The following is a 13681-nucleotide window of genomic DNA, read 5'->3' on the forward strand; positions in this document are numbered from 1 at the left end:
CCTCACAACAATGATAGCATGCTGGCCGACGCTGCCGCGGATGCAGCGAGACGCCTACCCCCTGAGCCGCTCACGATCCAGGTAGGTTGTGAGCCGCGGCAGCAGGCGGGCAGACAGCCAACTCGCCGCGACTCCGCTCACACCTCCGGCGATCTTGACCAGGGCATCTCCCAGCCGCGCGTGCCTGTCGGGTGACAGCATCTGGAAGAGCTCCAACCCTATTGCGATCCCGATGGTCAGCAGGAGTATGATCCCAATTCGCCGGGGATATGCGGTGGCGAAGAGGAAACCCAGGAGGCCGAATGCGCCGAACCGTTCGAGATGAACGGCATCGCCGATTCTCGGACGCAGCTCGATCGCGGACAAGGTTGCGTAAGCGATGAAGGCGAGCGTGAACCATGCCAGGGCGCGTAGAACTATCCTGAATGTCATGGTCCGTCGATCTCTGGCTGTGGGGCGGCGAGCTGCTGGCGCTCTATCGCGCGCTCTCGCTMACAATGGAAGCCCGCCTATTTCGCCAGCAGCGCCCGATAGACCTCCAGCGTCTTCTGGGCGACGTTCGGCCAGCTATAGGCCAGCTCCACCCGCTTGATCTGGGAGCGGGCCTGCTCCTCGCTGATCGGATTGGCGATCTTTGCCATTATCGCCGCGGCGAGCGCATCGACATCGCCAAGCGGAAAGTAATCCTCCGGAGGCAGGCCAAGTTCCCGGTTCGCGGCGATATTGCTGGCGAGCACCGGGAGGCCGGACGCCATGGCCTCCAGGAGCGCGATCGGCATCCCCTCATGGCTCGACGGCAGGACGAAGAGCGCGGCATTGGCGAAGAGTTCGGCAAGCCTGTCGCCGGACTGGAAACCAGTCAAGACGACGCCGGGCACGGCCTGGGCCATCTCCCTGACCTGCAGGGAATAGGCGGTTTCAAACTCCGCTCCACCCGCCAGGACCAGGCGAAGGTCGGAGCGCCCGCTCCGCGCAAATGCTTCGATGAGGTCCGTTTGCCGCTTCTCCGGAACGAGGCGGGCGGCAAGCAGGACATAACGCTTGGGCTGCAGGCCAAACTCCGCCAGGACGCCAGTCCGATGCGCGCCCCGGGAGATGGCCACACCATTCGGCACGAAGCTGACCGGCGTATCGTAGCGGGAGCTCATGGTCTGGGCGACCTCGCGCGAGACCGCGATCCGGCCATGGGACAGGCGCATGCCGAGATACTCGCCAAGTCTTAGGGCGCGCCGGGCAACGCCGCCCCATTTCTGCCGGTCGTAATCATAGCCGTGATGGGTCACGACCACCTTCATGCCCAGGAGACGGGCGAGAGGCACCATCAATGCCGGGCCAACCGCATGAATGTGCAGGATGTCCGGCCGGCGCACCGCCGCGAAACAGACGCCCAGGAAGGTATGGACGATGGCCTCCAGCGCCATCTTGCGGGGGGCCCAGAGCGAGAAGACACGGATACCGTTCGCGGGAGAAGGCGGAGACGGCAGGTAACGGTGCCGGCCGATGACTTCGACGTTCCAGCCGCATGCGGCCATCTCGCCGGCCAGCATCTCGACATGTTTCTCTACGCCGCCCTGAACATTGGGGATGCCGCGGAGTCCGAGGAAAATGACACGCCGTGGAATATCCTGACTTGCCATAGCCACCGGCTGTGCGGGAGGCACCTCAAGAGGAAGACTGGTCAATGACGCCTCCGCCGATTGCTGCCCGGCCGGTCTTGAACGACAATGCCGAAGACCGTTGCGCTTTCAGCTCGGCGCCGGACCTCGGAGAGATTCCTCTTGGGAAGGTAGAGAGTGGAATCCGGTGTTCTGGAAAATCCCTCTACCTGATTTCGATGAATTTTATAGAATGCGGGCTGCCATCCGCAATAGACAGCCCGGCGCGCGGCGTGTTTTCCAATTATTAACCTTTACATCGCTTTTTGCCTCGTCGCCTTTCAGGCGGCCCCGAGCGCGGCATAGAGGTTCAGCGTCCGGTCGCGAAAGGCGGCGGCGGAGAAGTCGGCTGCGATCCATTTGCGCCCMGCCGCTCCCATCCTCGCGCGCTCGGCCGCCGGGAGCGCGGCCAGATCTCCCAGTTTCTGCGCGAGATCCTGCGCGTCTCCCGAGGTCACCAGCATTCCGGTTTCTTTCTCCCGGATCATCTCCGGGATGCCGCCGATGGCGGCACCCAGCACGGGACGTCCCAGCGCATAGGCTTCCAGGATGCTGATCGGGGCGTTCTCATACCATTCGGAGGGCAGCACCAGCGCTCGGGATTGTCCGATCAGGCGGTGCAGGTCCTGCCCTGACAAGTGCCCCACGAAGCTCACGTCCGCGCCGGTTTCATCGGCGCACTGGCGAAGGGCCGCTTCATCGGGCMCAGTGCCGGCCACGATGAGCCGCTGCTTCGAGAGAGCGACGGCCTTGATCAAGGTCGCCAGCCCTTTCTCGGGCGCGAGGCGGCCGGCGAAGACGAAATAATCGCCCTCCTCCCAGTCGCTGCTGTAACGCTCGACATCGACGAAATTCGGTATGTATTCCAGCTGCTCGCGGGGCCAGCCCCATTCGACCAGCTTCTCCAGATAGAAGCGGCTGGGAACGACGATGCGGTCGAGCTTGTCCCGGTAAAGGCCGAGCGAGCGATGCACCAGAGTTTCCGCCAGGACCAGGGTGCTGTACGGCACGGATCCCTTGATGCAGCGATGGCGCAGGACATTGTAGATGTGGCCGCCGCGGCAATCCTCGCAGATTTTTCCATCGCGCAGCATCTTGTAGGACGGACAGGCGAGCTTCAGGTCATGCGCCGTCATCACCACCGGAATGCCAGCTGACTTCAAGGTGGAGAAGATCGCCGGGGAGAGGTGGTGGTAGACGTTATGGGCGTGGGCGACCGAGGGGCGCGCCTGCTCGATCAGTCGCGCGATATTCCGTTGCGCTTCGACGGAGTAGATGATGCTTGCTGCTTGGACGACCTTTCGCAACGGGCTCGTCTGGCGACCATATTCGATCTCCGACACGAAATAGTCTGACCATGGCGAGGGTTCATTGTCCTCATGCTGCATGGCAAAGGGGACGACATCCCAACCGATCCTTTCGAACATGGTCATGTGGTCGAAGAAGACCGCCTCGGCCCCGCCGCGGCGGTAGAAATAGTTATTGATCGCCAGCAGGCGCTTCCCGGCAGGTTGGGGTTTTGCCACGTCCCGGCTCCTCACCAGCCGATCCGATCCAGAATGCGATCGACAGGCTGGACCGCGCATCCGCGCTCKACCGCGTGACGCACCAGATGCTCGAATGTGCCCAGCGTACACCCATAGGATGTCGGGTTGGGTGCGATGTCATGCGTGAAGAAGACGAGCCAGCCGGGCATGGCGACCACCTCGTCGATCCAGCGTGTCAGGGCGCGCGCCTCCGGATCGGGCTGGCGAATCTCGACGGCCTTGAGCATCAGGGGATCGACCGCACCGCGATTGATGGCTTCGCCGGCCCCGCGGCATGTGCGGAAGCGCCGGCGGAATTCGGGTCGCGCCAGAGGCCATGCCGCATTGTAGGGAAAGGCGAAATTGGCCGGCTCCGCGGAAATGCCGGCTTGCGCGAGATAGTCGGCATTGCGGTCCAGATCGCGCGACAGATCGGCGCCGGGAATGTCGCGGATCCTGCGATGCGAGAAGGTGTGGCAGCCGATTTCGTGACCGCGTTCGGCGAGATCCCGGCACCCGTCCGGTGTTATCAGCACCCGGTTCGGCTCGACCTGCCCCGCAAGCCCTCCGGCGATATAGAACGTGCCACGCACGCCATATTTCTCGAGGATCGATGCTCCCTCGCTACGGGCAGAATCTGGAACATCGTCGAAGGTGAAGGAGACCAGCGGGGTGTCCGTCTCCAGGCGGCGCCTGGAGCCCGCAAGCCCCCAGATCAGCCGGTTGCTCAGGCTGTCGACCTTCGCTCCAAGGCGTTCGGATACGCTAGGCATGCGCGACGGCCCCTTCCGGCTGGGTCCGGCGCTCCGGCGCCAGCGCGGCCGAGGCCTGCAGGGACAGGCCGTAAAGCGCGAACAGCAAGGTGAACCAAAGCGAGTTGCCACCTTCGAAGAACAGGCTCTCGAGGCCGGCATTGAAGATGGCGTAGAGCCAGATGCGGGTGAAGAGCCGAGTCAGATGCGAGTGCTCGGCGTCGGGTTCCAGCCGCGAAATGTTGCGGAGCGGCAGGACGACGAGCCAGACCAGCGTCAGCAAAAGCCCGGGGATTCCCGTCATCAATGCGACGTCGAGATAGGAATTGTGCCCGTTTGCCGCGGCAACCGCCCAGGTTTCGATCGAGCCGCCGCTGTGGACGAGCTCCGATGTCTGCCAGAAACCCTTGAAGCCGTATCCTGTCAGTGGCCGGTCCGCGAGTTCGGAGACGGCAAACCGCCAGATATCCGCGCGGTTGGTAAAAGTCGCATCGATCCCGAGCTCGTTGATGAAATCGCCCAGCGGCCTGAAGACCGCAGCCCCGATCGCGAAGATGTTGAACGCCCCGACACCGCCGATGACGATCGGAATGCGCAGGAAGCGAACCTTCTCGAAGACCCATGCGAGCAGAAGGATAGCCGGCAGCATGGCCGTCGAGGTCTTGCCGCCGGTATTGATCAGGAAGAGGAACGACAGGCACAGGATCGTCATGCCCGCGATCCGCGACCAGGCATTCATGACGAAGAGGCCGAAGAACGAAGCGACCACCATTGCCGCTGCAGCGCTGTTCTTGTGCGGGAAATGCCCGCGCCACAAACCGGCATTCATCGGCTCGCGCAGCTCGGAAGCCTGATGGATCGCCAGCAGCGGCTTGAACAGGATGCCGTAATAGCTGACCCCCAGCATGATGAGCGTACCGATGCCCAGCGTCTTGGCGAAATGCCTCTCGGAGGCCGGCAGCAGCAGATAGATGCTGRCATTGACCGTCACCATGACGGCGAGAACGGTCCCCTTGATCCCGAGCATGGGGTAGGACGAGATCAGCGAAACCAGGAAGAACCAGGCAAACAGCAGGCCCAACAGCACGCGCGGCTGCAGGATGATGCTGCGCATCGGGTGAAGCAAACCGTAGGCGAGCGTGCCCGCGAACAGCAGCAGCGACACGACTTGGTTCATCAGGTTGGAGTTGCCGGCGCTGGGGTCCAGCACGGCCTCGCCGGTCAGGTCGACGAAGGGATTGAGGGAAATCCAGAAGAACAGGAAGATCGCCATGAACAGGGCGGTGCCGACAGTCTCCCTCAGCTTCTCTCCTCGATCTGCCTCCCCCTTGGCGGCGCTTCCCATGGCCGCCCCTCAAGCAGCCGCGGGCTGCGGGTGACGGATATAGGTCCAGGCCCCACGCGCCAGGGCCGCTGCAATCCCGAGCATAAGGCCCAGCATCACCGCCGCCGCCAGCAGGATCAACGTACGAGGTGGCCAGCTACGCGCCTTGGGCGGCATCGGTGACGAGATCACAYGCACATTGCTGGTGTCGATCTGCTGGCGCTCACCGATCTGCTGGGCACGCGCCAGGTGGGTTTCGTAGATCGCCGCCTTGGCGCGCGCGTCGCGCTGTAGATCGCGCAGCTGCACTTCGGCGTCGTTGTCGGTGAAGACGTTCGACTTCCCGTCGCCCGCCTTGTCCTGCAGTACTCTGAGCGTCGTCTGTTCCCTGTTGAAGTCGGCCTTCGCGCCTTCGAAGATGCGGCGGGCTTCGCGGGACAGTGCTCCTTCGAGCACCTGCTGTTCGGATAATGCTGTGATCAGCTGCGGATGGCGCGCGCCAAAGGTCGCCCTGATCGACCCGATCTGCTGCTGCAGCGTATTATACTGCGCTCGCAGACTCGTCATGGTCGCGGAATCGAAGATCGACGCGCTGGCTGCCCGCCGCTCTGCGATCGCTGCACTCATCTGCCTGTAGCGCGATTCCGCCTGAATGAAGCGCTGCTGTGCATCCAGAACCTGCGTATTGAGCTCGCCCGAGAGCCGCGTGCTGACGAGCTCGCCATTATTGGACTGCAGCCCTTTCGCACGCCGGAAATCCTCCACCCTCCGCTCCGCCTCGGTCACGTTGCGGCGCAGCTCATCCAGGCGGTTATTGAGGTTCTTCACCACCCGGCCGGCGCTTTCGGCCGCTGACTGGAAAAGCTCGGCCTCGAAGGCTTCGACAATCGCGTTGGATATCGCGACAGCCTTCTCGGGGTCTTCCGCCCAGAGCTTCATGACCACGACGAAGGAGCGCTCCTCGCGCCGCGCCTCGACCCGTTCGGCCAACGCACGCATCACGGCAAGGCGATTGTCCTGACTGGCATCCCTGGACGAGATCAGGCTCCTGAGCGCCGACAGATAGCCAGGCTGCACGAACTCCGGATCATTGGTCAGGTCGAGCCGGTCTATGACCCGTGCCAGGACGTTGCGCGAGGTCAGGACCCTGAGCTTGCTCTCGACCTCGAGCAGTTGTGCATCACGCTGCGGATTGGTCGTGAAGACGTCGTCCCGGACGACGTTCAGGTTCGAGGGATCAATGAGGATATCGGTGTAGACGGTATAACGAGGCGGCGTCGTCACCGCATAGACCAGCGCCGTGGCGACGCAGATGACGATGGCGGCAACGATCATGCCTATTCCCCGCCGCAGCCAGACGAGGATGTCGTCGGCCCCGACATCGGCGAGCAAGCGGAGACGGGCAATCGGGCTTCCACTCCCGAATGAACCTTGCGCCCGGCTCGACTGCGGGGAGTGAGACGACGGATCGGAGCGTGCGCCAGAAGACGAGGCTGCATCATCGCGCAGCGATTCCGAGCGAATCCGGGAATGGCCTGTCGGCAGAGGCGCTTGTCGCTGCTCCGACTCCTTCGGCCCGTACATCCGCTTCGCCCTCAGCACGCAACTCTAGACGGAAGAGACGCGCCTATCCCCCGTAAACATGCCCTAGGGGTATGCTCCGGCCCTGAATTTTACGTTAATCGCAACGAGAACACCGCATCCGGGAACGACAATCCGGCCCTCGATCTTGCGGCAAAGTCCAGCTGCGTCATCAGATCCCTTGGGACGTCGATCTTCGGCCTTGATCCGAAGTCTAATCAAGAACTTGGGGCTTTGCCGGGTGCTTCGAAATTTACCATTCGCATGGATATCCCCAAGCGTTAACGCTTGCTCGCCCAGGATTGGCTATAGTTCAACCGGACACGAAGGACTTGGAAGCATCTCGGCATGTGCGGATTTGGGGGCTATTTCGGCGCGGTCCGGGATGGGAGGGAACTCCTTGAACGGATGACGGCCGCGATTGCGCATCGCGGTCCCGACGAGCAAGGGCTCTTCACGGCGAAGGACGCAGGTCTCGGACATGCGCGACTGTCGATCGTCGGCCTGGGGGATGGCCAGCAACCGATGTCCGATGCGACGGGTGAACTGACGATCGCCTTCAACGGCGAGATCTTCAACTATGTCGAATTGCGCGAGCAGCTGCGCGCAAAGGGGCGCCGCTTCCGGACGTCGAGCGACACCGAGGTGATCCTGCATCTCTATGAGGAGATGGGCGAGGATTGCCTGTCCGTCCTCAATGGCGATTTCGCCTTCGCGCTCTGGGATGGCCGGCGCCGCCGCATGGTTCTGGCCCGGGACCGCATGGGCGTCCGGCCGCTGTTCTATACAAGGCAGGGCGATCGGTTCTATTTCGGCTCAGAGGTCAAGGCGCTTCTTCAGGTCCCGGGCGTGAGTGCAGAGATCGATCCCGTCGCCCTCGACCAGATTTTCACATTATGGGCGCCGATCGCGCCGCGCACGGCCTTCCGCGACATCTTCGAGCTGGAACCAGCGCATCTCATGATCGTCCAGGAGGGCAGCGTCTCGACGCGGCCTTATTGGAGCCTGGATTATCCCGACCGGGATGCGCCATCCCGGCACACCGATGAACGCGCTGCGGCAGAGGAACTGCGCGCCCTGCTGACCGAGGCGACCCGGATTCGCATGCGGGCCGATGTCCCGGTCGGCTCCTATCTCTCAGGCGGGCTCGATTCCTCGATCACCTCTGCGCTTGCTGCGGGCATGGCGCCTGGCGGCCTCAGGACTTTCTCCGTCACCTTCGACAGCGCCGAGCATGACGAAAGCGCCTTCCAGATGGAAATGGCCCGGGCACTCGGGACGCAGCACAGTTCCGTCGCCTGCGGCGAGGGCGACATCGCCGCGGTCTTTCCCGACGTGATCCGCTTCACCGAGCGGCCGATCCTCAGAACCGCACCTGCCCCGCTTTTCAAACTCTCCGGCCTGGTGCGCGAGGCCGGGCTGAAAGTGGTGCTGACGGGTGAAGGCGCGGACGAGGTCTTTGCCGGCTATGACATCTTCAAGGAGGCCCGGGTTCGGCGCTTCTGCGGCAGGCAGCCCGGCTCCCGGATCAGGCCGCACCTGTTTCGCAAGCTCTATCCCTATCTGCCTGGCCTCAGGCAACAATCCGCAGAATATCTCGCATCGTTCTTCGGGGCGAACGGTGCGGCACTCGACGATCCGCTGTTCTCGCATCGGCCGCGGCTCGACGGCACGGCGGCAACGAAGCTGTTCTTCTCGGGCGACCTGCGTGCCACGCTATCGGGCTATGACGCGGCCGAGGAACTCGCTTCGCGTCTGCCGGAGGCCTTCAGCCGCTGGCACCCCTTGCATCAGGCGCAGTATCTGGAGGCCCGCTTCCTTCTGCCGGGCTATATCCTGTCCAGCCAGGGCGACCGCATGGCGATGGCCCATGGCATCGAGGGGCGTTTCCCCTTCCTCGATCATCAGCTGGTCGAGTTCGCCGCCGGGCTTCCCCCCGAGATGAAGCTGAAGGGGCTTGTCGAGAAGCACATCCTGCGCGAGGCGACCAAGGACCTGCTGCCGCCCTCGATCAGCCGACGGGCAAAGCAGCCCTATCGCGCGCCGGACAGTCACTCCTTCGTCGGAGCGGGTGCTGCCGATTATGTCCGGGCAGCCATGGGCGAGGCGCAGGTCGCAGCCGGCGGCCTGTTCAATCCCAAGGCCGTGGCAAAGCTGCACGAGAAATGCAGCGCGCGCCCAGCCTCCGGCTTTCGCGACAACGCGGCCTTTGTCGGCATCCTCTCGACGCAGCTCTGGCTGCAGACATTCACCGGCACGAGCGGCCGCAGATCAGAGGCCGCCTGAAACCGGCCGGGAAAGGAACAGACATGAGCGACACAATCAGGGACAGCGTGAAGGCCTTCGTCGTCGAGAACTTCCTGTTCGGCGATACCAGCCATGAGCTCGCCGGTACGGCGTCGCTGATCGAGAACGGCGTCATCGATTCCACCGGGGTGCTCGAGCTCGTGGCCTTCATCGAGGATCGCTACGGGATCACCGTGGCCGATGCCGATATCGTGCCCGCAAACCTGGATTCGCTTGATCGCATCTCGGCTTTCATCGCGTCGAAAGTATCCGCTCCGGTCACGGCGTAACGATTAGGGGCGGAGCAACAGGCTCATGCGGATCGAGCAATTCCTCGTCACGAACGCCGCCGCACAGGCTGCGAAAACGGCGCTGGTCACCGACCAGAGGCGGCTGCGCTATGACGAGCTGGATGATCTTTCCAGCCGGCTGGCCACCACGCTCGCCGCAAGCGGCGTGAAGCGGGGCGACCGCGTCCTCGTCTTCATGGACAATTGCTGGGAAGCCGCCGTCTCGATCTTCGCGGTTCTCAAGGCCGGCGCGACCTTCAGCCCGATCAACGCCTCGACCAAGGCCGACAAGCTGGCCTATGTCATCGGCGATTGCGAGGCCGCCGCGATCCTGACGCAGGCGAAACTGTTGCCGGTTGTGACGCAGGCGCGCGCGTTGGTCCCAGGGCAGGCGCTCTTTGTCGCTTCGACGCAGTCGCCGGCCGGCCGGCCGCTCGAAGGCGCGGTGTCCTTCGAGGATTGCCTGAAGGGCTCGCCCGCTTCAGTCGGTCATGGCGGCATCGATATCGACCTTGCCATGCTGATCTACACCTCGGGCTCCACGGGCCGGCCCAAGGGCGTGATGATGACGCATCGCAATATCGATGCGGCGGCCGACTCGATCACGACCTATCTGCGCAATACGCCCGACGACATCATCCTCAACGTCTTGCCGCTGGCATTCGACTACGGCCTTTACCAGTTCCTCATGGCGATGAAGCTTGGGGCGACCCTCGTCCTGGAAAAGTCCTTCGCCTTCCCGCAGGCGATCTTCGAGCGCATTCGCACTGAGAATGTCACTGGTTTTCCGCTCGTGCCGAYGATGGCCGCGATGATCCTGCAGATGCGCGATCTCGAGCCGGGGTTCCTGCCGAGCCTGCGTTATCTCTCGAACACGGCCGCAGCCCTGCCGCCCGCCCACATCGCTCGACTGCGTGAACTGTTCCCCGGCGTACGGCTCTATTCGATGTACGGCCTGACGGAATGCAAGCGCTGCACCTATCTGCCGCCGGAAGAACTCGACCGCCGGCCGGGCTCGGTCGGGATCGCCATTCCCAACACCGAGGCGCTGGTCGTCGACGATGAGGGCAACCGCGTGGCTCCGGGCGTGCCGGGCGAGCTGGTGATCCGCGGCCCGCATGTCATGCAAGGGTATTGGCGCAACGAGGCGGCAACGGCACAGATGCTGCGCCCAGGGCCGAACCCCTGGGAGAAGCGCCTCCACACCGGCGATCTCTTCCGGACGGACGAGGAGGGCTTCCTCTATTTCGTCGGCCGCAAGGACGACATCATCAAGACGCGCGGCGAGAAGGTCGCTCCGAAGGAAGTGGAAGCGGTGCTGCACGGCCATCCCGGCATCGCCGAAGCGGTGGTGATGGGCGTGCCCGACCCGGTGCTCGGCCAGGCCATTGCCGCCCTCGTCGTCCTGTCGGATGCGAGCCTGAGCGAGCGGGACATCATTCGCCACTGCGCTGTCCATCTCGAGGATTTCATGGTGCCGCGGATCATCGCGTTCCGCACCGAACTGCCGAAGACGGATACCGGAAAGGTCAGCCGCAGGCTGGCCGCCGAAACGCTGGGAGCAGCGGAATGAACCTCCCCCCTGCCCCGAGCTTGCTCGCCTTCTCGGCTGCCACGCTGACGATCGACAACGCCGCGGAGACGGAGCGGATCGTCGCCGAACTGCGTGGGCAGTTGCGCGGCATGCGTAAGCGCGGGCTCGTGCTCGGCCTGTCCGGCGGCATCGATTCCAGCGTGTCCGTCGCGCTGGCGGTCCGCGCCGTCGGCGCCAAGAACGTCTTCTGCCTGTTCATGCCGGAAAACGATTCCGATCCTGAAAGCCTCCGGCTCGGCCGGCTGGTCGCCGACACGTTCGGGATCGAGGCTGCGGTCGAGGATATCGGCCCGACGCTGCAGGCCATGGGGTGCTATGAACGACGCGACGGCTTCATCCGCGAGCTCGTACCCGCGTATGGGCCGGGTTGGGCGTCCAAGATCGTCATCGCCAACTCGCTCTCGGGCGACGGCTACAACATCTCGTATCTGGTCGTTCAGGACCCCGAAGGCCGGCAGACGAAGCTACGCATGCCGCCTGCCGTCTATCTCGGCATCGTCGCCGCCACCAACATGAAGCAGCGCACGCGCAAGCAGATCGAATATTATCACGCCGACCGGCTGAATTTTGCCGTGCTCGGCACGCCGAACCGGCTCGAATATGATCAGGGCTTCTTCGTGAAGAACGGCGACGGTGCCGCCGACGTGAAGCCGATCGCCCATCTCTACAAGAGCCAGGTCTATGCATTGGCGGCTCATCTCGGCATCCCCGAAGAGATCCGCAGGCGGCCGCCGACGACCGACACCTACACCCTCGAGCAGACGCAGGAGGAGTTCTACTTCTCGCTGCCCTATGACCGCATGGATCTGTGCCTCTACGGGCTCAATCACGGCCTCACCGCCGAAGAGGTCGGCACTGCCACCCAGTTGACGGCCGTCGAGGTCGAACGGGTCTGGGCCGATATTGCAGCCAAGCGCAAGGCGACCCGCTACCTGCACCTGGGGCCGCAGCTCGTGCGCCCGGTGGACGAGATCGCACATTGAGGCCAGCGCACCGGCGGCGGCCTGTCCGCCTTCGGTGCGCGAAAACTAGTCGAAGCTGCCGCCGTTCAGGCGGTTCCAATGCTCGCCCGCCAAGCCGTTCAGGAAGCCCTGCCCGTTGCGGAAGGCCTGAACGAGCTCCTCATCGGGCGAATGCACGACTGTCGATGCGATGTGGGTGAAGGCAATGCGCCGGCCCAGCATGGCTTCCAGCAGCGCGGGCTGCGTGCGGCCGCGCAAGCCGGCAACGCCGCGTGTCGCCGCGTGACCGATCAGGCAATCGATGACCGGGCCTGCCTGCCCTGGCCTGGCAAGAACCTGAAGGACGCGCGCGATCCGCCCCGGGCGGGCGTGATAGAGAAAGGCGCCGATCGGCGCCCCGCTGGCCGAGGTGACCGACGCATACACCGCCTCGCCATAATCGGGCTTCTCGGACGCCTCGGCGACGATATGGGCGAGTTGTTCGCCTGACCAATCCGGACGCAGCGCGAACTGCTCCGTCAGCGGAGCGACAAGCGCGGCAAAGCCGGGCTGATCGATTTCGGCGACCTTGAGACCACCTTTGACATGCCAGTTTTCCGGCACGCCCGACCAGCGCAGATCATTGTCCTGCATCCTGCCGCGCAGATAGCGATCGAGTCCCCGGGAGACCGGGTTCAGCAGCCGCACCGCACCGATCCGGCTCGCTGCCAGATCCAGCATGAAGGCCGATGGCCGGATGATGCGGACCCAGTCCAGGCTGTACTGCGGCAGGGTGATCCCGCGCAGCCTCGTCCACATCTGCGCAGAGATCTCGCTGGCGGTTTCACTGAACGAGAGATCCTGCGGCCCGGCGAGAAAGGTCTTGAGCAGCCGCGCGCCGGCCATCGGGTCGCTCACCCGCCGCTCGACCATCAGGGAACCGCAGATCGCCGCGCGCAGCTTGCGGCGGCCGTGAATCATCGGCAGCATATTGACGCCGACGAAACCCGAAATGTCGCCCTCACCAGACACATGGACGAGGGGGGCGATCTCGGGATCGCAACCCGGCGCTTCGAGATAGTGTCGACGCAGATAGGTCGCGAGCGTGGGAGGCGGAGGCACGCCGCGATCCCGGAATATCCTTTGAAAGAGCCCCGTAACCGCCGGGATATCGGCGGCGCCCAGCGGGCGGATCTCGCTCATGCCGGTCGGCCTGTCGCTTCGGACGTTGCCTGCCCGAACTCCGGGAGCTTGCGGACAAGGGCAACCCGCGGCGTTCCCGCCTCATTCGCGGCGAAGGTCATGGATTCGTAGGCCTTGGTCCTGGCAATGAGCGCCGCCGCTTGCCTATCCTGGCCCTCGCCGAATTCGAACAGCAGCCAGCCGCCCGGCTTGAGGAAGGCTACGGCATCCCGGATCACGCGCTGGTGGATCGATATGCCATAAGGGCCGCCGTCAAAGGCTTCGCGCGGCTCGGCCTCGAGCAAATGGGCGCTMTCCCCCTCAAGGCGCGACGTGGAGATATAGGGCGGGTTGCAGACGATCAGGTCGACGGCCCCCTCCAGGCCATCGCCTGCGAGAGCGGAGAACAGATCTCCCTGCCTGATGGTGACACGGTGCTGAAATGTCAGGCGCTCCGCGTTTCGGCGGGCGAGCTCGACGGTGCTGTCGGTCAGATCAGCGGCCCAGACGCGCGCCGACTGAATCTCGGCTGCGATCGCCAGAGCGAGAT

General features: G+C 64.1%; 12 protein-coding genes. 4 read left to right on the plus strand and 8 right to left on the minus strand.

Going from position 1 to position 13681, the window contains the following annotated elements; all coding sequences use genetic code 11:
* Positions 1-54: 54 nt before the first annotated feature.
* From AC1DJT_RS24715 to AC1DJT_RS24740, 6 genes are all read right to left on the minus strand, one after another.
* The gene (locus AC1DJT_RS24715; protein WP_441490887.1) at positions 55-432 is read right to left on the minus strand and encodes a VanZ family protein; all 378 of its coding nucleotides are present in this window, start codon (positions 430-432) and stop codon (positions 55-57) included.
* 77 nt (positions 433-509) lie between these two features.
* Positions 510-1637, minus strand: a complete 1128-nt coding sequence (locus AC1DJT_RS24720) for a glycosyltransferase family 4 protein (RefSeq protein WP_441491070.1) — start codon at positions 1635-1637, stop codon at positions 510-512.
* Between the two features lie 299 nt (positions 1638-1936).
* A complete protein-coding gene (locus AC1DJT_RS24725; protein ID WP_476835062.1) occupies positions 1937-3181 on the minus strand; it encodes a glycosyltransferase family 4 protein in 1245 nt (414 codons plus the stop codon).
* Positions 3182-3192: 11 nt separating this feature from the next.
* Positions 3193-3954 (minus strand): polysaccharide deacetylase family protein, encoded by a 762-nt coding sequence (locus AC1DJT_RS24730; RefSeq protein WP_441507065.1) that lies wholly within the window; start codon positions 3952-3954, stop codon positions 3193-3195.
* The gene (locus AC1DJT_RS24735; protein ID WP_476835063.1) at positions 3947-5278 is read right to left on the minus strand and encodes an O-antigen ligase family protein; all 1332 of its coding nucleotides are present in this window, start codon (positions 5276-5278) and stop codon (positions 3947-3949) included. Before AC1DJT_RS24735 ends, AC1DJT_RS24730 begins: the two co-directional genes overlap by 8 nt.
* 9 nt (positions 5279-5287) lie before the next feature.
* Complete coding sequence (locus AC1DJT_RS24740) at positions 5288-6841, minus strand: GumC family protein (protein WP_476835064.1); 1554 nt, start codon at positions 6839-6841, stop codon at positions 5288-5290.
* A gap of 345 nt (positions 6842-7186) precedes the next feature.
* Here AC1DJT_RS24740 and asnB point away from each other — a divergent pair, with 345 nt between their 5' ends.
* The 4 genes from asnB to nadE are packed head-to-tail and all read left to right on the plus strand — an operon-like array spanning position 7187 to position 11991.
* Positions 7187-9124, plus strand: a complete 1938-nt coding sequence (asnB, locus tag AC1DJT_RS24745) for an asparagine synthase (glutamine-hydrolyzing) (RefSeq protein WP_441490892.1) — start codon at positions 7187-7189, stop codon at positions 9122-9124.
* A gap of 23 nt (positions 9125-9147) precedes the next feature.
* Positions 9148-9414, plus strand: a complete 267-nt coding sequence (locus AC1DJT_RS24750) for an acyl carrier protein (protein ID WP_441507062.1) — start codon at positions 9148-9150, stop codon at positions 9412-9414.
* 25 nt (positions 9415-9439) lie between these two features.
* Positions 9440-10987 carry a class I adenylate-forming enzyme family protein gene (locus AC1DJT_RS24755; RefSeq protein ID WP_476835065.1) on the plus strand — a complete coding sequence of 516 codons (1548 nt, stop codon included), beginning with the start codon at positions 9440-9442 and terminating at the stop codon, positions 10985-10987.
* Complete coding sequence (nadE, locus tag AC1DJT_RS24760) at positions 10984-11991, plus strand: NAD(+) synthase (RefSeq protein ID WP_441507060.1); 1008 nt, start codon at positions 10984-10986, stop codon at positions 11989-11991. Before AC1DJT_RS24755 ends, nadE begins: the two co-directional genes overlap by 4 nt.
* A 45-nt stretch (positions 11992-12036) precedes the next feature.
* Here the strand turns inward: nadE and AC1DJT_RS24765 are convergent, their stop codons facing one another.
* Positions 12037-13152: a hypothetical protein gene (locus AC1DJT_RS24765; RefSeq protein WP_476835066.1), complete on the minus strand. Its 1116-nt coding sequence runs from the start codon at positions 13150-13152 to the stop codon at positions 12037-12039.
* Positions 13149-13681, minus strand: a 533-nt coding sequence (locus tag AC1DJT_RS24770) for a N5-glutamine methyltransferase family protein (protein WP_476835067.1), incomplete at its 5' end; no start/stop codon positions are given. The genes AC1DJT_RS24765 and AC1DJT_RS24770, both read right to left, overlap by 4 nt.

The sequence above is a fragment of the Allobosea sp. 05T422_2 genome, assembly GCF_056396265.1.